This window comes from Dactylosporangium sp. NPDC048998, assembly GCF_043197855.1.
Taxonomy (GTDB): Bacteria; Actinomycetota; Actinomycetes; order Mycobacteriales; family Micromonosporaceae; genus Dactylosporangium.
This window is the reverse complement of sequence record NZ_JBICTV010000048.1, coordinates 1-23,326: the sequence shown is the minus strand read 5'-3', so window position 1 is coordinate 23,326 and position 23,326 is coordinate 1. Positions and strand designations below refer to the sequence as shown.

Sequence of the window (23,326 nt, the reverse complement as noted above, 5' to 3'; positions counted from 1 at the left end):
CGGGAAGCGGTTCCGCCGACCGCTCACGACGCCTGTCGAGATTGCGCTTCGATCCATTCCGGCGCTAACACCGACATCACGATCGAGTCCACTCGATGATCGTCGAACTTGAGGGCATCACGCTTCACACCCTCTACTTTGAAACCAGCCTTCTCGTACACCCTCCGCGCCCGCGGGTTGAAGGCATAGACCTCCAGGCTGACACGGTGCAGGGACACCACGGTGAAGGCGTACCGCAGGATGAGGCAGGTCGCCTCGGTACCCAGGCCACGACCGCGGCCATCCTGGCCGATGAGGATGCGGAACTGGCAGCTTTCGTTCGCAGGTTCCCAATTGTTGAGCACGACCTCTCCCACGCACATCGCGGAGTCGTTGTCCACGATCGCCAGATCGAGCCGATCGTCCTGGGCGTTCCGCGATCCGTACCAGCTACGCAGGCGGTCATCGACAATCGGGCGACGTTGCACTGTCTCTGCGGTGGAGTGCGCGCTGCCCGTCAATCGGAGCACCTCGGCGTCTGCGATTGCCGCCGCCATCGCCGGCAGGTCCTCGTCGCGGAATGGTCGAAGCGTGGTTCGTTCACCCGTCAGCACAGGCTTGGTCGTGAAGGGAGAGGACACATTCAGAATCGTAGGCGTCGCCGAGCGGCCGCCCAAGCGTGCTCGAGCCGGCGGACGTCGAACTCTCTGACTTGTACACCGGCCGGAGAGCCACCCGCCGGTCACCTCGACCCAGCCTGGCCGGGCTGCGCTCGTACATCAAGTGAAACAAGTAGTCATCTCCCCTCCTTCATGGACCTGGCGGGTGTGAAAATAGGGATGGGCCGATGAGCGTGCGGCCGGGCATAGAGTCAGGCGATGCCTGCCGAGCGCTTTCATGTCGCCGCCGCCGTCTACGGCATCCTGCGTGACCGAGGGCGAATACTGCTCATGCGGCGCGCTGCGACCGGCTACCGCGATGATCAGCTCAGCCTGCCGGCCGGACATCTGGACGGCGGAGAGGATGCGATCACCGCACTGATTCGCGAACTGCGGGAGGAGCTCGGCATCGAAGCCGACCCGCGCGGCTGCCGACTCGCGCTGCTCATGCACACCGCGCCGGAGGACTCTGACGATCACGAGTATTTTCACCTGTTCTTCTCGGTGGAGCGCTGGAGCGGCGAGCCGCACATCGCCGAGCCCGGCAAGTGCACCGAGTTGTGCTGGGTCGAGGCGTCGGCCTTGCCGTCCGACCTCGTCGACTACGTCGGGGCGGCGTTGGCGGCCATCGCACGGGGGGACCTGCTGGCGGTACATGGGTGGTGACGCGAGGAGCGGAAGGCATGCCGCAGCACAGCCTGTGGCATTCGGAACATCGGCGCCGCTGAGGATGCTCGGGCCGTGGGACGGATGGATTGAGCTGAGGCACTGTCCGGAGTTGGGTAGCTTGGCTGGGGGATCGATCGCTGGAGGTTGCCGGGGTGCCGTTGCCTGCGGACAGTCACGTGCACAGTGAGTGGTCTTGGGATGCGCGGAATGTGGGCTCGATGGTTCGGTCGTGCGCGCGGGCGGTGGAGATCGGGCTGCCGGCTATCGCCTTCACCGAACATCTGGATCACACCACTTGGCGGGTCGAGATCGAGGGCCCGTACGCCATGGACCATCTCACGGCTATCGCCGACCCGGACGGGATCCTGACGCCGCCGGCGTTCGACGCATCCCGGTATCTCGAGTCGATCGCACGCTGCCGCGAACGATTCCCGGATCTGCGGATCCTGAGCGGCTTGGAGCTGGGCGAACCGCATCGGCACGAGTCCGCCTGCACGAACGTCCTGCGATCGGGCCAGTTCGACCGGGTGCTCGGCTCCCTGCACACCCTGCCCGATCGGGGCGGCTTCGCCGAACCGTGGGGCATCTACCCGCACCGCGACGCGCATGAGGTGGTCCGCGACTACCTGGCCGGCGTGTCCGCCCTGGTCGCGGAGAGTGACCTCTTCGAGGTGCTGGCTCATATCGACTACCCGGTCCGCTCCTGGCCGACGGAGCGGGCCGGCCCGTTCGACCCAGCCGAGTTCGAGGAGGAATTTCGCGACGCATTGCGAGCGACCGCACAAACCGGCCGAGCGCTGGAGGTCAACACACGCCTGCCCCTGCAGGGCATCATCCTGACCTGGTGGCACGAGGAAGGGGGCGACGCGATCACATTCGGCAGCGACGCCCACACGCCCTCATTCGTCGGTCACGGGTTCGTGGAGGCGGCGCACATGGCCGAGGCGCACGGCTTCCGGCCAGGCAGGCACCTATACGACCTGTGGGGACGCGTGAACTGACGCCAGACCCGCCGCATCGCCCCGGTGACGCCGACCGGCACGATCACGGCACTCAGGACGCGAACGCGATGACGACGCCGGCAAGGACAGGGACCGGGGCGGGTAGACGCCGGCGCAGCCGAGGCCCCGCGATGCCCAGCACGACGCCGCCGATGGCCACCAGGACCGGCGGCAGGAACCCGCGGCGTAGTCGCTGACCAGGCCGGTGCCGGCCACGACGCTTTCGGGGTCGTCGCGGTCCACGTACACCGTGATGACCTCGCCCTTGGCCACGCCGGGGTCGTCGTACATCGAGCCGAGCGGCGCCGAGCACCATCAGCACTTCCGTGCCGAGCCGGACGCTCTGATTGCTCAGCCGTCGCACGGTCATGATGGGCATAACGGCCGTCGGACGGGAGGGCCACCGTGGGCAGCTCGTCGATGCACCGGCGGAGTCGGGTAAATGCTCCGGCCGCAGAGGGCCCGGTGTGGCGTTGGAGCGGCGTGCGAAACTGCAAACGTGGATCATGACCTGACGCCGGCGTCCCAGGCTCTGCTGCAGCACCTCCACGGCCGTTTCCCGGGCCGGGACGTTGCCGTTCTGGCGGCTGCCCCCGGTCCGATCCGCGACCGGGTGCCAACCCTGCACATCTTTAGCCTCGCCCCGCAAGAGGGCGGCCAGCTCTACGCGACCGCCGGCCTCTGGGACGCCACGCAGATGCACGGCCATGGCCTGGAATTCGTGCTCTACGCCCCGATCGCCGCCGATGAAGTACACGTCGAGACCCTGACGATGATCGCGTACTACCACGCCGCCGGCCACGATCACGCGCTCGACCTTGGCCACACCGTGCCGATCGGGCAGCCGTGGATTCCCGGGTCGGCCTGCGACCACCTGCTCGTCAGCCTGCCGTATCCATGGGGTCCGAAGCTGGAGACCTGCGCCGTGCCGAGCGGACACATCCGGGTCCTTTGGCTGTTACCGATTACCGAGGCCGAAAAGACATTCCGGCACACCCACGGCCTGGAGGCCCTCGAACAACGCTTCGAGACCGCAGGAATCAACCCCACCGACTCTCACCGGACTTCCGTGGTGCCCTGAAGAGCGGCAGCCTCTCCGGCACGAAGCGAGACCATGATCACGCGCCCACGTCTGCCGCGCTCAGCGCGCGCGGACGTGCCCGGGACGTTCAGACAGCGGTCAGCGTGTCGGTGTCACAATGAGCGAGCGCATCGTCGTTCTCCCAGAGGCGTACCTTGCCGTCGGTGCCGGCACTGGCGAGCCGGCCGGTGCGGTGGTAGGCGATCGACTGGCTGCTGTACGGACTGGGCGGGCAGAGCGGCGTGCCCGTGGCGGTGTCGATGAGCAGGAGGCCCTCGTTGCCGCCGGCTGCCAGGTGCATGCCGTCCGGGCTGAACGCGACCGCCGAGGCGCGGCCATGCAGGGTCACGGGTTCGCCGATTGATGTGCCGTACGGCAGCTGCCAGAGCGAGATCGCCCGGTTGTCGAGGCCGGCCGCCGCCACGAGCCGCCCGTCGCCCGTCGTCGCCACCTCCACGACGCTGCCGCCGCCCGGCACGGTGAGCGTGGCCAGCCGTCGGGCCGGCTGGTGGGTGAGGTCCCACACCACCACCGTGCCGTTGTCGCTGCCGCTGACCAGCCAGCTGCGGTTGCCGTTGTAGGCCAGTGCCCGGATCTTCCCGGGATGATCCAGCGGCGGCGCCACCTCCGCGCCGGTCTCGACGTCACGAAACACGATGTGGTCGCGGGTACCGATGGCCAACTGGGAGAGGTTGCCGAACGCGAGACCACCGCCCGCCTCGGGCACCTGGACGGTGGCGGCCGGCCCGCCGTGCACCGCGTCCCACACCTGAATCTGCGAGCGGTCGACGTCGATCCCGGCGATGAGGCTGCCGTCCTCGCTGAACACGGCCCGGGCAAGCGTAGTGACGTCCGGGTGCCGGAGCACCGGTCCATGCTGCGTGCACGTAGCCACATCCCAGATCCGAATCGCGCCGTCCTGCGACCCGCCGCTCAACAGCAGGTCATTTTCGACGTTGAAGCCGACGCTCGACACCGCACCGTGGTGATCACCAACGACGAGTGTCTGCTCCTGTCCGGCCGACTGCGGACGCCTCGAACCAGCCAGACCCGGCAAGCCGGGTGACGCCGCCGACCGCGGGGGCGGGGCCGAGCGATCCGTCGACACCACGCCCGTTGGGCGCAGCGTGCATCCCGCCAACGACAGCAGCGTCGCGACGGCCGTCACCCGCGCCCAGCGACGGTAGGAACCGGCAACGATCACCAGCACAGTCTCCCGGACCCCGGCCAGCGGCGGCCACGGGGTACGAACGCCTGCAGCGTCGGTCCGGATGCACGGATGGCCGCTGTCGGCGTGAGGTGGACGTTCGAGGGCGCAGGGTCGAGGACGCCGATGGCAGGCGACACGATCTGTCGCAATGGGCTCGATGACGAAGCCGATCGTCGCGGCGTGTGCGATGACGCTTGTCGAAGACTGCACCCTCCGCCTCGATGACCCTGTCGACGACCTGCTCCCGGAGCTGGCGGACATGACCGTGCTCGCCGATCCCAACGGGCCACTGGAAGACACCGTTGCGGCCAAACACGCGATGACGCTGCGGGATCTGTTGACCTTCACCCTCGGCACCGGCATGGTCCCTGCCGAGCCGGGAACGGCGGGTTGGTTGTCGGTCACCAGCGTAGGTTGGGCGTATGACGTTCGACATCGATCAGTGGTGCAAGCGCCATCTCGGCTCCCCGATCGAGGATGTGCTGTTCACCTCTGGCCACCTGTCGCGCGTCTTCGGCGTGCGGCTGACCGACGGGCGCGAGGTGATCGTCAAGGTACGGCCGGACTCGCCCCGCCTCGCCGCGTGTACCACGGTGGAGCGGGCGCTGTGGCGTGCCGGCTTCCCCGCCCCTGAGCCACTGACCGATCCGATCGTCGAGGACGGCCTGGCGGTGAGCGCTGAGGCGTACATCCCCGGGGGATCGCTGACGCCCGGGACCGACCACGCCCGCCGGTTCGCTGGTCTGCTGGCGCGATTCGTCGCTCTCGCGCCCCGGCCAGAGATGGTCGGCACCCTCGAACCGGATCTGCCGTGGACGGCGTGGAATCACCGTCTGCCCGGCGTCTGGCCGGCCGCGGACGACCGCGACGACGATCTCAACGCGCCCGAACACGTGACGCCGTGGCTCGACGACACCGGGGCGCGCGTCCGCCGCCGACTGAGCCGCTTCGTGCGCACCCCGGCCGGTCGCCGAGTCGTGATCGGGCACGGCGACTGGGAAGCGCAGAACATCCGCTGGGATGGCGACGAGCCGCTGGTGGTGCACGACTGGGACAGCGTCATGGCCGCCCCGGAGGCCGTAGTCGTCGGGCTGGCCGCCTCGGTGTGGCCGTGCGGAATGGTGCGCAGGGCCGCGACCGTTCCCGAGTCGGCAGCGTTCCTGGACGAGTACCAGCGCGCTGCTTGCCGTGCCTGGTCGGCGGATGAGATCGAAGCGAGCTGGGCCGCGGGCCTATGGGTGTACGCGTTCAACACGAAGAAGGCCGGCCTGGACGGACAATCGTGGCTGGCACCGGACGAGGCCGAGCGGAGGCTCGCACTCGCCGGTGCCTGAACCGTCCCGACCATGCCGCCAGTCGTGCACGGGTAGCGGGCCAATGTCCGTCACGCCCGGTGAGTGGCCCGCGGCGGCCGGGGGCATCCCTGACTGCGCGTTGTTGACGAGCATGGTGTGTTCGAGGTGGCCGGTCGGTCACTGCTGCTCTGCGCGGAGGTAGAGCCGGGGCCCTCCTGAGTGAAGCCGAGCGTCGACGGCGCCGGGTCCTGCCGGGTGAGGCACCAAGGGCGCGCGGACTGGGCGCCGACGCCGTGCGACCATCACTCGATGGACGACACCGCCGGTGGGGGTTCGATGGAACGCGCCGCCCTACGCGACGCGTTCCGGCGGCTGGGACTCGACGAGGGAGAGGTGGGGGTCTGGGCCGCGGGCGAAGCGGAGGAGGGCACCCCGCAGCTGGCCCGGTACCGATTCCTCAGCGCCCTGTGGCCGAAGATGATCGATACGTGGCGGCACGACACCGAACGGAACCGGATCGCCCGCCGCCTGCTGGCGGCCGGGGCGAACCACGAGGAGCTGATCCAGTTCGCGCGGGCGGTCGCCTACGACACCGTGTTCTCGATGCTGTACTACCTCGAGGACGACGGCCGCGACAATTGCGACGACCTGCCGGCCTGGGCACTGGTGCAGACTCGGGCAGATGGCCAGCCGACCGCCCAGGTGCTCGGCGCGCTGTTCGAGGACCTGCTGGGCCTGGACCCGTCCGGCAACGACGGCGCCGACATCGTGCCCCTGCTACCCGGCCCGTGGGTGAAGCAAGCAGACCGGACACCCGGCGACGACACGGCCTGACGATCAGGTGTACTGACCGCTCACGCGGCCGGACGCACGATTGTCTGATGGTGCTTCACGTGCCGTTCTCACTCAGCTGTTCAGCGACGAGTGCGAGCGGCTCCACGCTCCGGTGTGCGCGTGCGAGGACGACGGCACCTTCGGCGGCGGTCACCAGCATTGTGGCGCGTCGCGCGGCCTGGTTCGCCGTCAGTCCGAGTTGCTGAAATCGGTCAGCGAGGGCGTCGATGGCGGCTTGGAACGCAGCGGCCGCACGGTCGAGAAGGTCGGGGTCGTATCCCCCGATGACGACCCCGGTCGCTGCACAGCCGGCACGGAATCCGGTGCCCTCGACCACCCGACGCCAGATGTCGATATACCCGGTGACCACGTCGTCCGGCGTCTCGGCACGGAGCGCCCCGATCTGGTCCTGCATCCATCCCCGGGAATGGTCGATCGCGTGCTCGATGAGCTCCGTGCGGCCCCGTGGAAAGTAGTGGTAGACGGATCCGCGTGGGGCCCCGGTACGTGCCAGAACCTCCCGGGTCGACATGCCCTCAAGCCCTCGCTCGGCGATCAGCAGCCACGCCGCCTCGACCATCGCACTGCGCACGCTTTCAGACACGCCAGTCATTCTCCCCGACTCAACCCTGCGGCGATCATCGACCCTCGCGCAGCGTTATGCTATGTTACATAGCATAACGCGGATCGGGCACCCGATCACCGACACCCGGAAAGGAACGATCATGAGTCCCACCGGCCTCAACGTAGAGGTGTATGTTGCGCCGATGCGGCCGTTCGCCGGCGCTCCCGCGCAGGGCCCGGGCGACGAGCCGATGTGGTCGCCCATGAGCAGCGCCCTCATCGCCGGGGCCGAAGAGGGCATCCTCGTGGACACGCTCATCACCATCGATCAGGTCGACGGGCTCGCCGAGTGGGTGCGGAGGTTCGGCAAGCGCATCACCGGCGTCTACATCACTCACGGCCACCAGGACCATTGGATCGGTCTGGCCCGTCTGCAGGAGCATTTCCCCGATGCCCGCGGAATCGCCACACCCGAGGTGGTCGAACGCGCCCGCTTCGAGGCCACCAACCCAGGACTGTCCGGCTACTGGAGGGCCAGCTTCCCCGGCGAGCTGCCGCAGACACCCGTGCTACCCGAACCGTTGACGGCCGCCGAGTTCGAGCTGGAGGGCCACGTACTCCGGGCGGTGTCCGTGGGCTGGGGAGACACGGAGCACTCCACCGTCCTGCACATACCGTCTGCCGCAGCGGTGATCGGAGGCGACGTCGTGTACAACGGCGTGCACATGATGACCGCCGAGACCGACGAGAAGACTCGTGATGCGTGGATCGCCAGCCTCGACGCTGTCGCCGCTCTGAACCCGAAGATCGTCGTGGCCGGACACAAGAGCGTCGGTGCCCCTGACGGGCCGGAAAGCATCGGTGCCAGCCAGCAGTACCTTCGCGACTTCAGCCGCATCGTCAATGAAGGCGGCGGCGTGGAGGAGATCGTGGCTGCGATGCTGGAGCTCCACAGCGACCGGGACAACCCTCGCACCCTCTGGCACTCCGCTCGCACCGCCGTTGCCAAGCGCGGTTGAGGAGAGCCAGGCACCGCAGACGCTCAACCAGCGAGTGAGGAGCGATGCCGCATCGGCCTGCAGCACAAGCCGGCCGGAGCTGCGTTACCGGTAGCAGCGCTGGTTGCGCCAGAATCGATCGAGGCCGTACGCGGTCGCGGTCGAGCGGGCACCAGTCAGATCGAAGATGCCGGCGGTGACGGCCAGGCCGGCATCGATCGCATTGATGCGGGCGGTGGCGATCAGTTCGGCGACCTGCGCGCGTTGGTCGGCAGTCACCTGGTCGCCGAGGCTGTACAGCCGGGTCAGCGCGGCATCCGCGCGCTCGGTGAGGGCAGCCACGGCCTGTACGCGGGCAAGATATCCGCCGTAGGTCTGGAGATGAACGGCTCGTCGTGGCCGTGCTCGACCAGGGAGTGGAACCAGGGGCGGGTGTGCTGGCGGGTGTAGTCGGCCGCTTCCAGCAAGGCCCCTTCGGCGGTGCCGAGGTGGAGCACGCTGAACATCAGCTGGAAGTTGAGGACGGCCAGCGACCAGATCGGGGCCGGCGGCTCATCGAGCGGGCCGAACGCGGCGAGATGGGAATGGACGGGCACGTCGTTGAGCATGACCGCACGACTGGCGGTGAGGCGCTGGCCGAGCACGTCCCAGGCCCCGGTGAACTCGATCTCGGGGGCGCTGGGGTCGAGAGTAGCGATGTGCAGGGCCCCGGTGTCGCGGTGCAGGGCCCTCGTGAACAGGCGGTCGCAGACCGTCCGCCGGTGGCGAATCCGGACTCACCGGTAACCACGTAGCCGTCGTCGACCGGGACGAGCTTCGGCAGACCGAGCCGGAGGTGCCCGGCTGGCCCACAGCCACCGCTGGGCGGCGGTCTGCCGCAGTTCGTCGCGGGCAGCATCGGTGGAGAACGCTCGACAATTCTCAGCCATCCGTAGTGGTAGGCGAGAATGTGCGCGATCGAGGTGTCGGCCCGGGCGATGATCCGCGACACCTGGACCGCGGCCCGCCACGGAGCGCCCCCGCCGCCGAATGCCCCGGGGATGGCGAGGTAGACCCGGTTGGCCTTGGCCGCGTACGCCTTGTCGGCCGGGACCCGATCCGGACGGGTCCTGGGCCGGCCACCGCCAAGCCGAGGAACCCGGATCCGTCGCAGGACCGGCACGAACTGCGGGTTGCCACCCCGCTGCCCACCGGTCAGCAGCAGCACCAGCGGCTTACGCCTCTGCTCGCACGCAAGATAGACCTTCGTGGTGTCCACCCACCCCGCCAGACGGTTCCTTCTGCGCCGCGCCGTCCCGGCAGGTCCCGGCAGCGTGCTGGTGGGCGCGGACACTGGTGGAGTTCACGCTGAGGTTGCAGCCGATCCACCCGGCCGCGTCGCCGTGAGCCTGCAACGTGGTCAGCACCAACTGCCACGTCCCGTCCCGTGCCAACTGCGAAACAGCCCGTGCAGCGTCTGCCAGGGCGCGTACTCGGCGGGCACGTCACGCCACGGCGCACCGACCCGGATCCGCCACCGGATTCCCATCGATCAGCTGTCGCCTGCTCCACTTCGGCGGGACAACCCTTCGCCGGCGCGGCAGGCATCGACGGGGCAAGGACCGCCCACTGCGCGTCGGTCAGGTCCGCCGACGCCTTGAGTACCAGCCGCAGGGTCGCGCGACGCTGGGCGGCGAGTGCGCGTTCGCCGGGAAATCTCGAGCCGGGCAGGAAGTCGGCGTAGTCGAGGGCCTTCACGACGATTTGTCTCCGTCACGTCGCGCACGACGTGACGACCCGTATGACCTGCATCACGGGTGGGTAACGAAGGCCGCAAGATCGCCAGCGAGTCTTGACAGCCCGATCATGGAACCCCAATCTGGTCTTCTTGACGGACCAGTTACTGCTTCGAAGTGGAGACCCGAGGCGGCGAAGGATCGGTTCACGTCTTCACCGTGCCGTTGATGTCCGCCGCCCGAAGGTTCCGCCCGCGCTCTGACGTCCCGTCCCAGCCCACCTCGTCCCTGCGATTCCGACCCTCGCTCCGCGGGGTGCAGCACCAGCGAGCACGGCCAGCCGGCCGCGCCGAGTAGAGAAGGAACCCGCAAATGCCCAATAGACACCCCAAAGGGCGCCGTGCCCGGTTCACTACCGCCTTACTAGCCACCGTCGCCGCAGTCGCTGTCACCGCCTCCGCCTGCTCGTCCTCGCCGGATGGCGAGAAATCCGACGGCGGCACTCTGGTCGTGCAGAGCGGCCTGGCCAATTCGCCGGGCATCCTGGCCGTCTACCAGAAGCTGAACAAGCAGTTCGAGGACGAAAACCCGGGCGTGAAGATCGACTTCGTCGCGAAGAGCTTCGACGACCTGGCCTCCGTCGCCAAGCTTCAGCTCTCCGGCACCAACCCGCCGGATGTTACGCAGGTCAACCGGGGCTACCAGGCCATGGGCGCCTTCGTCAAGGGCGGCCTGCTGACCAACATGGACGACTACGCCAAGAAGCTCGGATGGGACACCCGCCAGACGGCCTCCCAGCTTCAGCTCAACCGATTCAGCACCGACGGCAAGCTGATGGGCGAGGGCCCGCTGTGGGGCATGTCGGCCACCACGGCATGGATCGGCCTGCTCATGAACACGGAGATCGCCGAGAAGCTGGGCATCACCGAGGCGCCGAAGACCATTGCGGAACTCGAAGATCAGATGCAGCGCGCCAAGGCGGCCGGGGAGATTCCGATGCAGTTCGGATCGGCCAACGGTGAACTGGCCGCATGGCTGCTCAGCGAGCTGCTGCTGGCCAAGGGCGGTCCGCAGGCCGTGCAGGACCTGGTCTTCCACCACTCGAACGCGACCTTCACGTCCGAGACCGCGGCCTGGGCCGCCAAGACCATGAAGTCCTGGGGCGAGAAGGGTTACTACGCGCCGGACTGGACGGCGTACAAGACCGACCAGGTGCTCGCCAACTTCATCTCCGGCAAGGGCCTGTTCTCCCTGACCAGCTCCCGCTTCACTCCGCTCAAGGGCACGCCGGAGCAGACCAAGAAGCTCCGGATGGTGTTCTTCCCGTCGGTGTCCGGGCAGGGAATCGCGGCCGTCGGTGCCGGCGACATTCCGTGGACCATCCCGGTGAAGGCGAAGAAGAAGGACCTCTCGGCCAAGTACATCGACTTCGTCACCAGCCAGAAGGCGGCCGAGCAGTTCCTGGCCGGTGGCGCCATCCCGTCGAAGCCGCCGGCGGACGCCGATTCCGCGATCACCGCGGCGAACCTGCCGGTCCCGTCACAGGACGCGCTGCGCAACGGTCTCAAGCTGGTGGGCGAGGGCACCCCCGTGCCGTACGTCGACTGGGGCGCACCGGAGCTGTACCCGACCATCTCCCGCACCTTCGACCAGCTCATGTCCGGCGCCCTCAGCGTCGACGGCCTGCTCGGGGAACTGCAGAAGTCCTACGGCCCGTTCGTGGAATCGCTGGAGAAGGGCTGACCGGCATGTTCCACCCGCTCGCGAAAGCGGCAGGGTCTTGACGGTAGCGTCCCGCCCCGTTCAACTGAACGGGGCGGGTGTCGCCGCTCGCAAGCAGCACAGGTCCAACGCCCTTGTCGGCTTCGGCTACCTCGCACCCGCGTTGATCTTCTACGGCCTGTTCCTGATCCTGCCTTTCCTGCACAGCATCTACCTGTCGTTCTGCGCATGGGACGGCATCAGCCCGTCGCGCTGGGTCGGTCTGGACAACTACCGAGCCATCCTGGAGAGCTCGCAGAACCGCGTGGCGTTCGGGCACGCGTTCGTGCTGATCGGCTTCTACGCGCTGCTCACCACGGCCTTGGCCCTGGTGCTGGTGGGCGTCATCGGCAGCACACGGATCCGAGGGCTGACCATTTTCCGGGCGGCGCTGTTCCTGCCGTACGTCATCGCCCCGGTCGTAACCGGTGTCGCCTGGCGCTGGCTGCTGGCCCCGGACGGTCCGATCAACTCGCTGCTGCGGGCGGTCGGCCTCGGCAGCTGGACCCGCGGCTGGCTGGGTGACTTCACCTGGGCGCTGCCCTCGGTCGGGCTGATCGGCACCTGGATGCTCCTCGGCCTGGCCCTCGTGCTGCTCATCTCCGGTGTGCAGCGCATACCCGTGGAACTGTACGAGGCGGCCCGGATGGACGGTGCGGGCCCCGTCCGCGAGTTCTTCGCGGTGACGCTGCCCAGCATTCGCAACGAGATCACGGTCGTCATGGTGCTCGCGGTCACCGCCGCGCTGCGCAACTTCGACCTGATCTACGTGACCACCCAGGGCGGACCGGGAAGTTCCACCGAGGTGCCATCCTTCCTCGTCTATCAGAAGGCGTTCTTCGTCGGAGACCTCGGCGTCGCCTCAGCCATGGGTGTGCTGCTGACCCTGGTGATCCTCATGCTGACCATGCTGATCCTCCGCCCCTGGAGAAAAGGATGAGAACGACCCGGGCACACGCCCTCACCGGCCAGGTGATCGTCACCTGCGCGGCCGCGATCGCGGTGGTCCCCCTCATCGGCGTCGTGATCATGGCGTTGGGGGAGCCCGACACCCAGGACAGCACCATCAGGCTGAGCAGCTCCTTCCACATCGGCAACTTCAAGGCCGTCTGGGACCTCGCCGACATGGGAACAGCCCTGGCGACAAGCCTCAAGGTGAGCATCACCGCGACGCTGCTGACGCTGCTGCTCTCGGTGCCCGCCGGCTACGCCCTCGCCCGGTTCCGGCTCCCGATGCGGAACATGCTGTTCCTCATCCTCCTGGCCGGACTGATGCTGCCGAACGAGTCGCTGATCATCCCGCTCTTCTTCGACTTCCGCGAGGTGGGGCTGGCCGACAACCTGCTCGGCGTCATCCTGGTGGAGACGGCGCTCGGCCTCCCCTTCGGATGCTTCTGGATGCGGACGTTCTTCCAGGACGCACCATACGAAATCACCGACGCCGGACGGGTCGACGGGGCCAACAGCTTCGTCATCCTGGTACGCCTGCTGCTGCCGATGGCAGTACCGCAACTGTTGGCGCTGACCGTCCTGTCATTCGTCTGGACCTGGAACGATCTTCTGGTGCCGCTCGTCATGCTCTCCGGCGGCCGCGAGCTGACGGCACCGATGACATTGGCCACCTTCCAGGGCCAGTACACGACGGACTACACCTACCTGTCCGCCGCCGCCATCCTGACCGCCATCCCCGTCATTGCCGTGTACCTCGTGCTGCAGCGGTCGTTCGCCCACGGGATCACATCAGGCGCGATGAAGGGGTAGTCGCTAGGCCTCGGCCCTTCGTCAAGGGCTGTCCGCGTGGTGGATCATTGGAACACATCAGGTCCACTGTGGACAGAGAGCAACAGGCGGTTGATCTGCGTTTCGCAGCTCAACCGCCTGTTGGCCTTGCACGCTCGGCTAACCAGCACCGTCCGTCACCACGGGATGTGAGGCAGAGCCGGAAAACTATGTGGAAGTGGGCATCGGCTTTCGCGGTCGACTATTTCCGGCGTCCAAGCGGGGTCACGGTGTCCTCCACAGCAGCCAGGTGAAGCTTCATCGCTTCAGCCGCCGCATGAGCGTCGCGCTGCGAGATGGCCGCAAGGATTGCGTCGTGCTCGTCGGCCGCCTGAGCCGCCCGGCCCGGAACGATTGCCGCGGCTATAGCTTGCTCCTGCAGAACCGTGCGGAGTTCTGAGACCAGCCGGGGGAACAGAGGGTTGGCGGTCGCCGTGGCGATGGCTACGTGGAAGTCGGCATCGATGCCGACCCGTATGGAGGGATCCTCCTCCTCACGGAACCTTGCGAGCAGCGCGGTCATCGCCTTGAGGTCCGCCCGGGAACGGCGCTCCGCCGCGAGGGCGGCCGATGGCACCTCCAGCGTCCTGCGCACCTCGTGCAGGTCGCGGGGAAGGTACTTGCCGGTCAGTAGTTGGGACGGCGCGAACTGTGCGTCGACGAAGGTGCCCTTGCCAGCATACGAGCGGGTGAGACCAAGCGCGCTCACACTGTGGAGCGCTTCACGGATCACTGAACGGCTGACCGCAAATGACTTGGCCAGCTCGGCTTCGGAGGGCAGCCGCTGGCCCACTGCGAACTCACCGGACTCGATCAGTTCAACGAGTTGCGATCGCACGTGTTCCGCGGCTGTTCGTTGCGCGACGGGGACCACCTTCACGGCTGCCAGGTTAACAGGCTGCCGGGCAGCTGACGACCGGTCAGAACGAGGCATTGATCCGCACCGGCACTGACCAGGTCGACTCGCACGGGCTGCCTGAGGTGTACACCAGCGAGCGAGCCGACAGATCCATCACTATCCCCGCGACTGTGCAGGTGCGCTCGGCAGCGGGTTGGGTTGCGTCTGGGTGTTGGCACACGCTGTACGGCGCGTCTGCGTGGTCGGTGAGCGCCTCCTGCAAGCTCTCGATCGTGTGCGTGCGGTGTTGCTGAATGCGCGCTGTCAGGTGCTGCAGTCGGTTGCGCGTGTGCGCCTTTCGCTCGAGGTAGCGGTCCACCCCGGTGAGACCGTCGACCAGGAAGTGGTTGGCGTGCGTGACCGCACCGTCGACGGGCGTGATGGCGCCACACGCACCATCGCCTGGTCCGGTCTCCACGTCCACACAGAACCCGCCCGCGTCGGCGATGAGATAGTTTGCGGAGTTGGCTCGTGATGTCGACTTGATCCGCTGTGCGGCCTCCGCACCGCTGTCACTGTCGAGAACTGATCGCAGCAGCACGTGGTAGGGAACGCCGAACCGGCCCTCGTCCCCGTCCGAGATGAGGGTGTTGGTGCACAGGCCGACACCGCTGGAGTTGATCCCGACCTTCGCCAGCATCCCGGCCTCGACCACCGTGACGAAGTCTGGGCCGTCGTCACGGAGCACTTGGAGCACGATCGCGCTTTCCCGGGCCCCCTCGATCCAGTCCCAGTTCTGACCCATCAGCGTGGTACCGGAAGCTGTGCGTTCGGGTGTCAGCGCGAACGACGTGCACTCGGTGGCGGCTACGGCCCTGGCACGTCCCGGAGCTGCGAACATGATCTCGCTGCGGGTGTTCAGGGCCAGGATGTCGGCCACCTCGACGCCGGCCCCGCGGGCGATCGCCCGGATCTCGCGCGCGGACGCCGGTGAGAAGTCCTCGATGGGATCGGCGAACCGGAGTGCGTGTCGTCGCACGGTTGGCCAGTCCCACGACGCGTAGTGCATGAACACGTCGGCATAGGTCCGCAACGCGAGCTCTATCCGGGTCCTCGCGGCGAGCCCGTACTGGTATCCGCGCTCTTCCGGGTCGCCCGTGACGGTCACGATGTCGTACCCGGAGGCGACTGTCCGCGCCATTCCCGCACCTCCACTGTAGCTCCTAGTTCCGCCTGCCTAGCAGGCTATCAGGTTGTATGACAGGTTGTCCTTGTCGGCAACGCCATCGTTGCTACACTCTTGTCTGGCTGTCAGACAGGAGTTGCTTGATGCGGGTGGACCTTCCCCTCGATCGGCTCGTGCAGTACGAGTACCCGTACCCCGAGCCGGACGACTTCGACTCCTTCTGGAGCCGGACACTGCACGAACAGCGCGCCCATCCCCTGGATCCGCGTTTCGACCCGGTGGACGCACTGGTGCGGACCGTTGACGTGTACGACGTCACCTTCGGCGGGTACGCCGGGGACGAGGTCAGGGGGTGGCTGCTCCTTCCGCACGAACGCACCGGTCCCCTGCCGCTCGTGGTGGAGTACCTGGGATACGGCAGCGGACGCGGGCACCCGGTCGAGTCCCTCGCCTACGCCAGTGCCGGGTTCGCCCACGCCATCATGGACTCCCGCGGACAGGGCAGTGCTCTGCGTGCCGGCCACACCGCTGACCCGCATGGGGCGGGACCCTCCGCGCCGGGGTTCATGACCCGAGACATCCTCGACCCCGAGCGCTACTACTACCGCCGCCTGTTCACCGACGCGTACCGATTCGTCGATGCGGTGGCAACCCACGAGGCCGTGGCGCGCGACCGGATCACGGTGACGGGACGCAGCCAGGGCGGCGCCTTGGCGCTCGTGGCAGCCGGCTTGCGCGACGATGTGCGGCTGGCGATGCCGCATGTGCCGTTCCTGTCTGCCTTCCGGCGCGCAGTGGAGGTGACGGACCACAGTCCCCACGGGGAGATTGTCAAATGGCTGGCCGCCCACCGCGGTTCTGCAGAGCGCGCCTTCGAGACTCTTGCCTATTTCGACGCCGTATCCTTCGCCCGGCGAGCCACCTGCCGCGGCGGGTTCTGCGTCGCCCTGCACGACGTCGTGAGCCCACCCTCCACCGTTTTTGCTGCATACAATGCTTACGCCGGGCCCAAAGAGATGACCGTGTGGCAGTTCAACGGCCACGAGGCGGGAGGGCCCGAAGACATCTTGCGAACCATTCGAGCCGTCCGAGAGTTGGTGCAATGACCATCGTCGACTTTCACCACCACGCACCACTGGCGTCCTATGTCAGCCGGTTGACCGCCCTGGGAATCCAAGCGCAACCCGGCGCCCCATTTCCGACGTGGGAACCTGCGGACTCAGTCCGGGTGATGGACCGGTTAGGCATCGACCTGGCCGTCCTGTCCGTCGCTTCGCCTGGGTTCTACTTCGGCGATCAGGCTTTCACCACATCCCTGTGCCAAGACACCAATGACGAGTTGACCGAAGTGGTGCGCGACGGCAATGGGCGGTTCGCAGCAGTCGCATGCCTGCCCCTACCCTCGGTCGACGCCGCGCTCGCCGAGGTCGAGCGGGTGTTCGACCGACCGGAGTTCGTCGGCGTCGGCTTGCTCACCAGCTATGCCGGGTCATACGTCGGCCACCCCCGATTTGACGGCCTTCTGGAGGCTCTGAACGACCGCGGTGCTCTTGTCCATGTGCACCCGGTGCTGCCCGCATGGTGGCCCGAGGGCGAGATCCCCATTCGGCCGTCGGTACTGGAGTACCTCTTCGACTCGACGCGCCTCATTACGAATCTTCTCCTCACTGAGGTGCCGCGGAGATTTCCGCGCGTCCGGTGGATCTTCTCGCACTGCGGCGGCGCGATGCCTGCCGTCGCTCCACGAATGGTTCTGGCCGAAGGTATGCCGGAGCTCGCGACCGTCGCTCCGCAAGGTGTCCTGCGCGCTCTGGCCGCGTTCAGCTATGACACAGCCCTGTCCCACACCGCTGCTGACCTCGGCGCACTGCTGTCCTTCATCGACGACTCGCGGGTGGTTCTCGGCACGGATTTCCCGTTCTCATCGGCCGACGAGGTGGCTGAGCGTTTCGCCCTCTTGCGCGAATTCCTCGGCGACACGCACCGTTCCGCAGTGCTCAGCGCGAACGCCCGGGAACTCCTCGGTGGCCGCAGGACCGTCGACTGACGATCGTTTGAACGCGGTGCGGCAACCCGGGTTCCGCAGTTCGTAGTCACACATGGGCCGGGGGCAGGAGGTGGCGTGTGTCTACGCCGCCCCGGCCCTTCTTGATCTTGATCAGGCGGGGTCGAAGGCCGTGACCCGGGCTGGCGGCTGGATGGAAAGCGTCTGGTAGATGGCCATCTGCTCGGGCGTGAGCGGGGTGGTCTGGGTGACCGTGCCGGCCGGGCCGGCGAGGGTGAGCTGGGTGACTCGCCCGAGTTGCCGGTTGATGTTTCGCCAGGTTTGACCGCTGGAGCGTTCGGCGACGCGGGTCAGCAGCAGGGCCAGCCAGCAGATCAGCACGTGCGCGCGGATGCGGTGTTCAAGGCGGTGGAAGACCGGGCGGAGCGGCAGCTGTGTCGTGAGGTCACGGAAGCCGCGTTCGGCTTCCAGGAGGTTCTTGTAGCCCAGGGCGACGTCTTCGGCGCTGATGTTCGGGTCGGAGGTGGCGATGAGGTACTTGCCGTCCAATCGGGCCTCGGCCTTGGCCTTCGCCGTGTTGACCTTCAAGCGTCCGTTGGGCTGCTGGACCAGCCAGCGTCCTAGCGTGGGATGGTCGCGCAGCGCGCACTCGGCTCGCACGTGGGCGGCCTCGTTGCGGGCCCGGGTCCTGTCGCCGCGGGGACGGCTGGCGTCGCGGGCGCGCTGCTCGCCGATACGGGCCAGTTCGGCCTGGATGCGGGCGATCGCCTCGTCGCGGTGCTGCTGGTCGCGCTGCGCCTGGTCGGGGTTGTGGCAGATGACGAACCGGGCGTCCTGACCATCGAGGCGGACTTCCCTGACCCGCAGGTTGTCGCGGACGTGCTGGTAGCGGCCCTGGCGGGACAGCACGGCCTCGACGAGGGGGTTGCCGTCGCGCATGCGCATCCCGGCGATGTAGTGCCCGCCGGCGCGGCGCAGGTAGGCCAGGTTGTCCGCGGAGGAGAAGCCGCGGTCGGCCACGGTGACGACCCGGCCCAGCTTCCAGTCCCGCAGGTCGTGGCGGACCTCGGCCAGGACGGACTGGTCACCGGCGTTGCCCGGCCAGCACCAGCAGCGCACCGGGATGCCTTCCTTGGTCACGGCCAGGCCTATGACGGTCTGCGGTAGGTCGCCGCGGTGATCGTTGGCGTGGCCGAACCGGCGGAAGGCGTCGTCGGCCCCGCCTTCATCGTCGCGTTCGAAGTAGGTGATGTCGAAGAACAGCAGGTCGACTTCCAGGTTGAGCAGGTTGGCCACGGCGAAGAACACCGACTCCTGCACCCGGTCCTGGGTGTCGGTGTCGACGAGGAGGTCCATCGCCCGGTAGGCGTGGTCTTCGTCCATCGTGGACAGTCCCGGGACGGCGGCGTCCTCACGCACCCATTCGGCTGCGGACAGCTTGCTCATCGGCGCGACCGCCCGGTTGGCGACCAGCGCGAACAGCACCCGTTCCATGTTGGTGGTGAACCGCCGCGCGTCGGTTGCCGCTCGTACTGCCGTGCCCACGTCGAGGCGGTGCCACAACCCGTCCAGCAGCCAGGTGGCCCCGATCGTGCGAGCGTCGACGACCTCCAGCGGCGCGGCACCGGCGACCGCACCCGCCTCCACGGCGTCGGTCAGCCCGTCACTGTCGCCGAAGTGCTTGTTGATCGACGCGGCCAGCCGGCGCAGTCCGGCCACGTCGACCTGGTCGACCCGGCCCAGGTTCATCAGCACATCCGGCTTGATCCGCCCGTCTAGCCGCCGGTTGTGCGCCAGTGCTACGTAGCGCACCATCGTGCCGTCGGCGTTGGTCCGCGACGTGAACCGCAGGAACATGACTACGACTCAACCATCCTTGACCTGCTAGCACAAGGACAAGATACTCGGTCGTGTTACTACACTTTCAGTCCGGCGGGCCGCTCCACGACCCGCTGAGGACCCCCTGGGCGGCAGCAATCCACACCCGACCGCTCCCGTGTGTCTACCAACTGCGGAACTCGGGAGCAAGGAACTTCGTAACGAACAGAGCGGAGGCTCTTGCGATCCACCCCACCACGGTGCACCCTAAGGGGCAACCTATCGGGCTGTCTGACAGCCGGGCAGGTTGACAAGTCGTCCGGAGGCACCGCGTACCCCGCGCTTAGCAGGTCTTCGGTCCCCAGCAGAGGAGAGCAGGGATGCGTGCAAGGAACAATTGGCGCGGCCGGGTCGCCGTTGCCATTGGGCTGACGGGGGCCCTCGCCCTCGCGGCCTGCGGTGGGGCGAATGACTCGAGCGGAACCGACTCGGGCGAGATCAAGGGAACGATCGACTTCTGGATGGGCGACCCCATTGGGGACGCCCAGCAGCCGATCATGCAGAAGCTGGCGAACGACTACGCCGCAGCACACCCAGGGACCACGGTGAACCTCCGATTCCTCGGAAAGGACGCACACCAGACGTACCTGACCTCGATCGCCGGCGGCAGCGTTCCCTGTGTCGCACTCATCGGCAACACCTGGACCCCCGAATTCGCGGCACTCAACGCCCTCAACGTGTACGCCGACGACCCCAAGACGCTCCAGGGCACCTATGTGCCCGGCATGATCGACTCGACCATCTTCAAGGGCAAGTCGTACGCAGTTCCCTACGACACCGGTGTCCGCGCCCTGATCTACCGCAAGGACCTGCTCGAGTCGATCGGCAAGTCCACGGCCCCCACCACCTGGGAGGAACTGCGCACGGATGCCCTGGCCATTCAGGCGCAGAACAAAGGTGTCAACGGGTTCGGAATCATCGGTGGCGCCCACTGGTACTACCTGCCGCTGATCTGGAACTGGGGCGGGGAGATCGCCAAGCAGAGTGGTGACAAGTGGGTTTCCGAGGCCGGGTCACCGCAGTCCGTCCAGGCGTTCCAGTTCTACGCCGATCTGCTGACGAAGGATCACCTGTCACCCGCGGGCGCCTCCGCCTGGACCGCAGCCGACGTCGACAAGTCGGTCGGCTTGGGCCAGACGGCGATGATGGTCGGCGGGTCGTGGGATCTGCGGACCATCCTCAAGCAGAGTCCTGATCTGGAGGGCAAACTGGCCACGGCCGTCCTTCCCAAGGGCCCGGGTGGGAACAACGACACGTTCGCCGGCGGCAGCAACCTCGCCGTGTTCCGCGAGTGCAAGAACAAGGCGGTGGCGAACGACTTCGTGAAGTTCATGATGAGCAAGGAAAACCTCGTGCCGGTCACCTCAAACCTGGGTCTGCTCCCGGCGACGAACGACGCGCTGGCACAGGAGAAGTCCACCGGCTCCTTCTCCACCCCGCTGCTCAAGGCCTACGCCGAGCAGGCTGATCACACCCGTTCCATTCCCCCGGTGGCCAGTTGGGGGAAGGTGGAGGGAGCCAACGCCATCGTGAACGCCATGCAGTCGATCATGAGCGGCCAGAAGACTGCAGATGCTGCCATGAAGGAACTCTCGGACCAGGTGAACCAAGCCATTGGTTGAGATCGTGAAGACCACTATCCGTCGCGCAGTGTCCTCGGCCACCCCGGGGGCACTCCGCCGGCGGCATTTGCTGCGCGGGCAAAACGGCTTCGAGAAGAGACTCCTGCCGTGGGCCTTTCTGACGCCGCTGCTCCTCGTGGTCGTCGGTGTTGTCGGATATCCGGTGGTGCGTACGATCTGGCTGTCGTTCCACGACGGTGAGTACCTGCAGAACGGACCGTTCGTCGGGCTGCAGAACTACCGCGACATCTTTGCCAACCCGTACTACACCGCCGCCCTCCTGCGCACGACAGTGTTCGCGGCCGCGGTGGTCGCCACCACGATCCTGTTGAGCCTGGCGATCGCCCTGGTCCTCGATGCCGCACCCCGCGCGGCCAAGGTGCTCAGCGTCATCGTTCTGCTCCCATGGGCCATGCCGCGGGTCGCGTCGGGCATCGTTTGGAAGTGGATGTTCGACGACCAGTACGGCGTGGTCAACTGGCTGCTGGTCCACTGGTTCGGAATCGACTCCTTCAACGGCTACTCCTGGTTCCGCACGGGTACACCGGCCATGGTGGCCATCACGGTCGCCGTCGTCTGGCACTCGGTTCCCTTCGTGGCGGTTTCTTTGTTCGCCGGGCTACGCGGCACCCACGGTGAAGTGGTGGAGGCGGCACGGGTCGACGGCGCCAACGGCTGGCAGATCCTGCGACGCATCCGGCTGCCCATGATCCGTCCCCTGCTCGTCGTGATGACCACCATCTCGACCATTTGGGCGTATCAGTCCTTCGACCATTTCCTTGTGATGACCACACCGCCTGGCGGCCCGAGCCACTCGACTGAGGTGCTGTCCCTGCTGACCTGGCTCGAGGCCTTCGCACAGCTCGACCAGGGCTCCGCCGCGGCCATGGCCGTGGTCCTGTTCCTCATGCTGTCCGCGGTGAGCGTGCTGTACGTCCGGCTGAACCGGGAGGACGTTCGATGACGTCACTGTTGCGCCGTGGTGCGCTGTACCTTCTTGTCGTCGTGATCGTGCTGAGCAGCCTATTTCCGTTCTTCTGGATGCTGGTCACGTCGGTCAAGCCCGACAGTGAGCTGTTCACCCGCACCCCTCGTTTCATCGTCACGTCACCGACCGTGGAGCGATACACGCACCTGCTCGACGGCAACATCCCCACCCAGTTCCGGAACTCCCTCATCGTTGCCGTGGCGACTACGGTCCTGACCGGCTTCATTGCCCTGTTGGCGGGCTATGCCTTGGCCCGCTACCGGCTGCGGACCCGGCACATCCTCACGGTCGTCATCCTCGTCACGCAGTTGCTCCCGCAGACCATCCTGGTCATCCCGTTGTTCACGCTGTTCCGCAACGCCGGCCTGCTCAACACATATCAAGGGCTGACCTTGAGCCACCTGGCCCTGACCGTGGGCCTGTGCACGTTCATGCTGCGATCGTTTGTCGTTGAGATCCCGTTCGAACTCGAAGAGGCCGCCCTGGTTGACGGGGCGAGTCGGCTGCGGGCCGTATGGTCGATCGTGTTTCCGCTGGCCTGGCCGGGGTTGGCCGCGAGCTCCGTCTACGCATTCATCACATCGTGGAACGAACTCATGTTCTCGGCGACGTATATGCAGCGGCCCGAGATCGAAACGCTCCCCGTCGCCCTGCAGCAGTACTTCTCCAGCTACTACACGGACTGGGGAGGAGTGATGGCAGCGAGCGTGATCTTCACTATCCCCGTGGTGATCTTCTTCCTCCTCGTGCAAAAGAGGCTGATGCAGGGAATGGCATCGGGTGCGATGAAGGGCTGACGGTCGACGGCGCCGTCTTAGAACCGGAACAGTGATGCTTGGAATCGGTAGGCGTCTCCGCGATAGAGTTGGCGGCCGACGTCGAAGCATTGGTCGTGCTGGTCGAAGGTCTTCTGGTAGCCGACGAGGACTGGGTCGCCGGGGGCGAGTCCGAGGAGTTTGGCTTCTCTCGCCTCGACTGCTTCCGCTGCGAGTTCGTAGTCGCACCGGCTGGCGGCGATGTCGTACCGGTCGCGTAGGACGTCGTAGAGCGATTGGCCGGTGAAGTTGATGGTTTCGATGCCGGGGACTCGTGTGGTGTCGAGGCAGGAGTGGTCGACGCTGAGTGGTGACCCGTCCAGGAATCTGACCCGGCGCAGGTCGAACACCGGCTGGGAGGTGTCGATTCCCAGGACTTCGGCTTCGGCGAGTGTGGGCTGGCGGATCGTGGCCCGGATGACTCGGGTTGATGGTTCCATGCCGCGCTC

Annotated in this window: 23 protein-coding genes and 3 pseudogenes; 15 read left to right on the top strand and 11 right to left on the bottom strand. The window is 67.0% G+C overall.

Translation table 11 applies throughout. The features are described 5' to 3' along the window. Positions 1 to 23: 23 nt before the first annotated feature. On the bottom strand, positions 24 to 620 hold the full coding sequence (locus ACGFI8_RS44395) for a GNAT family N-acetyltransferase (protein ID WP_392814207.1): 597 nt from the start codon (positions 618 to 620) through the stop codon (positions 24 to 26). Positions 621 to 857: 237 nt separating this feature from the next. Between ACGFI8_RS44395 and ACGFI8_RS44390 the strand changes: the two genes are divergently transcribed. The 3 genes from ACGFI8_RS44390 to ACGFI8_RS44380 all read left to right on the top strand — a co-directional run bounded on the left by ACGFI8_RS44390 (position 858) and on the right by ACGFI8_RS44380 (position 3,389). Continuing rightward, positions 858 to 1,304 carry an NUDIX domain-containing protein gene (locus tag ACGFI8_RS44390; RefSeq protein ID WP_392814205.1) on the top strand — a complete coding sequence of 149 codons (447 nt, stop codon included), beginning with the start codon at positions 858 to 860 and terminating at the stop codon, positions 1,302 to 1,304. Between the two features lie 155 nt (positions 1,305 to 1,459). Continuing rightward, positions 1,460 to 2,308 carry a PHP domain-containing protein gene (locus tag ACGFI8_RS44385; protein ID WP_392814203.1) on the top strand — a complete coding sequence of 283 codons (849 nt, stop codon included), beginning with the start codon at positions 1,460 to 1,462 and terminating at the stop codon, positions 2,306 to 2,308. Between the two features lie 499 nt (positions 2,309 to 2,807). After that, entirely contained in the window at positions 2,808 to 3,389 is a 582-nt protein-coding gene (locus ACGFI8_RS44380; protein WP_392814201.1) for a suppressor of fused domain protein, read from the top strand. Between the two features lie 88 nt (positions 3,390 to 3,477). On the opposite strand, the gene ACGFI8_RS44375 is transcribed toward ACGFI8_RS44380, so the two are convergent. Continuing rightward, positions 3,478 to 4,257 carry a WD40 repeat domain-containing protein gene (locus ACGFI8_RS44375; RefSeq protein WP_392814277.1) on the bottom strand — a complete coding sequence of 260 codons (780 nt, stop codon included), beginning with the start codon at positions 4,255 to 4,257 and terminating at the stop codon, positions 3,478 to 3,480. A 39-nt stretch (positions 4,258 to 4,296) separates the two neighbouring features. Then, positions 4,297 to 4,497 (bottom strand): annotated as a pseudogene (locus tag ACGFI8_RS44370) (hypothetical protein); the annotation flags it as partial. 250 nt (positions 4,498 to 4,747) lie between these two features. Here ACGFI8_RS44370 and ACGFI8_RS44365 point away from each other — a divergent pair. From ACGFI8_RS44365 to ACGFI8_RS44355, 3 genes and pseudogenes are all read left to right on the top strand, one after another. Next, positions 4,748 to 4,897, top strand: a pseudogene (locus ACGFI8_RS44365) (serine hydrolase); the annotation flags it as partial. Positions 4,898 to 5,021: 124 nt separating this feature from the next. Beyond that, entirely contained in the window at positions 5,022 to 5,933 is a 912-nt protein-coding gene (locus tag ACGFI8_RS44360; RefSeq protein ID WP_392814199.1) for a phosphotransferase, read from the top strand. Positions 5,934 to 6,203: 270 nt separating this feature from the next. Next, positions 6,204 to 6,728 carry a hypothetical protein gene (locus ACGFI8_RS44355; RefSeq protein ID WP_392814197.1) on the top strand — a complete coding sequence of 175 codons (525 nt, stop codon included), beginning with the start codon at positions 6,204 to 6,206 and terminating at the stop codon, positions 6,726 to 6,728. Positions 6,729 to 6,783: 55 nt separating this feature from the next. Here ACGFI8_RS44355 and ACGFI8_RS44350 read toward each other — a convergent pair whose 3' ends face one another. Continuing rightward, a complete protein-coding gene (locus tag ACGFI8_RS44350) occupies positions 6,784 to 7,332 on the bottom strand; it encodes a TetR/AcrR family transcriptional regulator (protein ID WP_392814196.1) in 549 nt (182 codons plus the stop codon). Between the two features lie 223 nt (positions 7,333 to 7,555). On the opposite strand from ACGFI8_RS44350, the gene ACGFI8_RS44345 reads away from it, so the two are divergent. Beyond that, positions 7,556 to 8,311, top strand: a complete 756-nt coding sequence (locus ACGFI8_RS44345) for an MBL fold metallo-hydrolase (protein ID WP_392814194.1) — start codon at positions 7,556 to 7,558, stop codon at positions 8,309 to 8,311. A gap of 84 nt (positions 8,312 to 8,395) precedes the next feature. Here ACGFI8_RS44345 and ACGFI8_RS44340 read toward each other — a convergent pair whose 3' ends face one another. From ACGFI8_RS44340 to ACGFI8_RS44330, 3 genes and pseudogenes are all read right to left on the bottom strand, one after another. After that, a complete protein-coding gene (locus ACGFI8_RS44340; protein WP_392814193.1) occupies positions 8,396 to 8,632 on the bottom strand; it encodes a hypothetical protein in 237 nt (78 codons plus the stop codon). Further along, positions 8,596 to 8,898, bottom strand: coding sequence for a hypothetical protein (locus ACGFI8_RS44335; protein ID WP_392814279.1), 303 nt, complete (start codon positions 8,896 to 8,898; stop codon positions 8,596 to 8,598). Before ACGFI8_RS44335 ends, ACGFI8_RS44340 begins: the two co-directional genes overlap by 37 nt. Before the next feature lie 437 nt (positions 8,899 to 9,335). Continuing rightward, a pseudogene (locus tag ACGFI8_RS44330) lies at positions 9,336 to 9,877 on the bottom strand (IS5 family transposase); the annotation flags it as partial. A 500-nt stretch (positions 9,878 to 10,377) separates the two neighbouring features. On the opposite strand from ACGFI8_RS44330, the gene ACGFI8_RS44325 reads away from it, so the two are divergent. Genes ACGFI8_RS44325 through ACGFI8_RS44315 form a run of 3 tightly spaced genes read left to right on the top strand, consistent with a single transcriptional unit; the run spans position 10,378 to position 13,527 of the window. Continuing rightward, on the top strand, positions 10,378 to 11,748 hold the full coding sequence (locus tag ACGFI8_RS44325) for an extracellular solute-binding protein (RefSeq protein ID WP_392814190.1): 1,371 nt from the start codon (positions 10,378 to 10,380) through the stop codon (positions 11,746 to 11,748). 37 nt (positions 11,749 to 11,785) lie between these two features. Further along, entirely contained in the window at positions 11,786 to 12,706 is a 921-nt protein-coding gene (locus tag ACGFI8_RS44320) for a carbohydrate ABC transporter permease (RefSeq protein WP_392814188.1), read from the top strand. After that, positions 12,703 to 13,527 carry a carbohydrate ABC transporter permease gene (locus ACGFI8_RS44315; protein ID WP_392814185.1) on the top strand — a complete coding sequence of 275 codons (825 nt, stop codon included), beginning with the start codon at positions 12,703 to 12,705 and terminating at the stop codon, positions 13,525 to 13,527. The genes ACGFI8_RS44320 and ACGFI8_RS44315 overlap by 4 nt, the downstream gene beginning before the upstream one ends. A gap of 220 nt (positions 13,528 to 13,747) precedes the next feature. Here the strand turns inward: ACGFI8_RS44315 and ACGFI8_RS44310 are convergent, their stop codons facing one another. Further along, positions 13,748 to 14,425 (bottom strand): FadR/GntR family transcriptional regulator, encoded by a 678-nt coding sequence (locus ACGFI8_RS44310; RefSeq protein WP_392814183.1) that lies wholly within the window; start codon positions 14,423 to 14,425, stop codon positions 13,748 to 13,750. A gap of 40 nt (positions 14,426 to 14,465) precedes the next feature. Then, positions 14,466 to 15,551, bottom strand: a complete 1,086-nt coding sequence (locus tag ACGFI8_RS44305; RefSeq protein ID WP_392814181.1) for a C45 family autoproteolytic acyltransferase/hydolase — start codon at positions 15,549 to 15,551, stop codon at positions 14,466 to 14,468. 161 nt (positions 15,552 to 15,712) lie between these two features. Between ACGFI8_RS44305 and ACGFI8_RS44300 the strand changes: the two genes are divergently transcribed. Then, complete coding sequence (locus ACGFI8_RS44300; RefSeq protein ID WP_392814179.1) at positions 15,713 to 16,675, top strand: acetylxylan esterase; 963 nt, start codon at positions 15,713 to 15,715, stop codon at positions 16,673 to 16,675. Further along, on the top strand, positions 16,672 to 17,616 hold the full coding sequence (locus ACGFI8_RS44295; RefSeq protein ID WP_392814176.1) for an amidohydrolase family protein: 945 nt from the start codon (positions 16,672 to 16,674) through the stop codon (positions 17,614 to 17,616). The genes ACGFI8_RS44300 and ACGFI8_RS44295 overlap by 4 nt, the downstream gene beginning before the upstream one ends. A gap of 111 nt (positions 17,617 to 17,727) precedes the next feature. On the opposite strand, the gene ACGFI8_RS44290 is transcribed toward ACGFI8_RS44295, so the two are convergent. Continuing rightward, on the bottom strand, positions 17,728 to 19,431 hold the full coding sequence (locus ACGFI8_RS44290; RefSeq protein ID WP_392814175.1) for an IS1634 family transposase: 1,704 nt from the start codon (positions 19,429 to 19,431) through the stop codon (positions 17,728 to 17,730). Between the two features lie 341 nt (positions 19,432 to 19,772). On the opposite strand from ACGFI8_RS44290, the gene ACGFI8_RS44285 reads away from it, so the two are divergent. Genes ACGFI8_RS44285 through ACGFI8_RS44275 form a run of 3 tightly spaced genes read left to right on the top strand, consistent with a single transcriptional unit; the run spans position 19,773 to position 22,859 of the window. Then, positions 19,773 to 21,074, top strand: a complete 1,302-nt coding sequence (locus ACGFI8_RS44285; protein ID WP_392814174.1) for an extracellular solute-binding protein — start codon at positions 19,773 to 19,775, stop codon at positions 21,072 to 21,074. Positions 21,075 to 21,078: 4 nt separating this feature from the next. Further along, positions 21,079 to 22,038: a carbohydrate ABC transporter permease gene (locus ACGFI8_RS44280; protein ID WP_392814172.1), complete on the top strand. Its 960-nt coding sequence runs from the start codon at positions 21,079 to 21,081 to the stop codon at positions 22,036 to 22,038. Beyond that, positions 22,035 to 22,859, top strand: coding sequence for a carbohydrate ABC transporter permease (locus tag ACGFI8_RS44275; protein WP_392814169.1), 825 nt, complete (start codon positions 22,035 to 22,037; stop codon positions 22,857 to 22,859). The genes ACGFI8_RS44280 and ACGFI8_RS44275 overlap by 4 nt, the downstream gene beginning before the upstream one ends. A 17-nt stretch (positions 22,860 to 22,876) precedes the next feature. Here the strand turns inward: ACGFI8_RS44275 and ACGFI8_RS44270 are convergent. Next, a partial coding sequence (locus tag ACGFI8_RS44270; RefSeq protein ID WP_392814168.1) for a GntR family transcriptional regulator occupies positions 22,877 to 23,326 on the bottom strand: 450 nt, incomplete at its 5' end.

Bases quoted from the DNA above. Each gene is read 5' to 3' on its own strand.
- ACGFI8_RS44355 (WP_392814197.1), top strand. From the start codon at position 6,204: ATGGACGACACCGCCGGTGGGGGTTCGATGGAACGCGCCGCCCTACGC.
- ACGFI8_RS44300 (WP_392814179.1), top strand. From the start codon at position 15,713: ATGCGGGTGGACCTTCCCCTCGATCGGCTCGTGCAGTACGAGTACCCG.
- ACGFI8_RS44315 (WP_392814185.1), top strand. From the start codon at position 12,703: ATGAGAACGACCCGGGCACACGCCCTCACCGGCCAGGTGATCGTCACC.
- ACGFI8_RS44290 (WP_392814175.1), bottom strand. From the start codon at position 19,431: ATGTTCCTGCGGTTCACGTCGCGGACCAACGCCGACGGCACGATGGTG.
- ACGFI8_RS44295 (WP_392814176.1), top strand. From the start codon at position 16,672: ATGACCATCGTCGACTTTCACCACCACGCACCACTGGCGTCCTATGTC.
- ACGFI8_RS44390 (WP_392814205.1), top strand. From the start codon at position 858: ATGCCTGCCGAGCGCTTTCATGTCGCCGCCGCCGTCTACGGCATCCTG.
- ACGFI8_RS44285 (WP_392814174.1), top strand. From the start codon at position 19,773: ATGCGTGCAAGGAACAATTGGCGCGGCCGGGTCGCCGTTGCCATTGGG.
- ACGFI8_RS44275 (WP_392814169.1), top strand. From the start codon at position 22,035: ATGACGTCACTGTTGCGCCGTGGTGCGCTGTACCTTCTTGTCGTCGTG.
- ACGFI8_RS44345 (WP_392814194.1), top strand. From the start codon at position 7,556: ATGAGCAGCGCCCTCATCGCCGGGGCCGAAGAGGGCATCCTCGTGGAC.
- ACGFI8_RS44360 (WP_392814199.1), top strand. From the start codon at position 5,022: ATGACGTTCGACATCGATCAGTGGTGCAAGCGCCATCTCGGCTCCCCG.
- ACGFI8_RS44325 (WP_392814190.1), top strand. From the start codon at position 10,378: ATGCCCAATAGACACCCCAAAGGGCGCCGTGCCCGGTTCACTACCGCC.
- ACGFI8_RS44335 (WP_392814279.1), bottom strand. From the start codon at position 8,898: ATGCTCAACGACGTGCCCGTCCATTCCCATCTCGCCGCGTTCGGCCCG.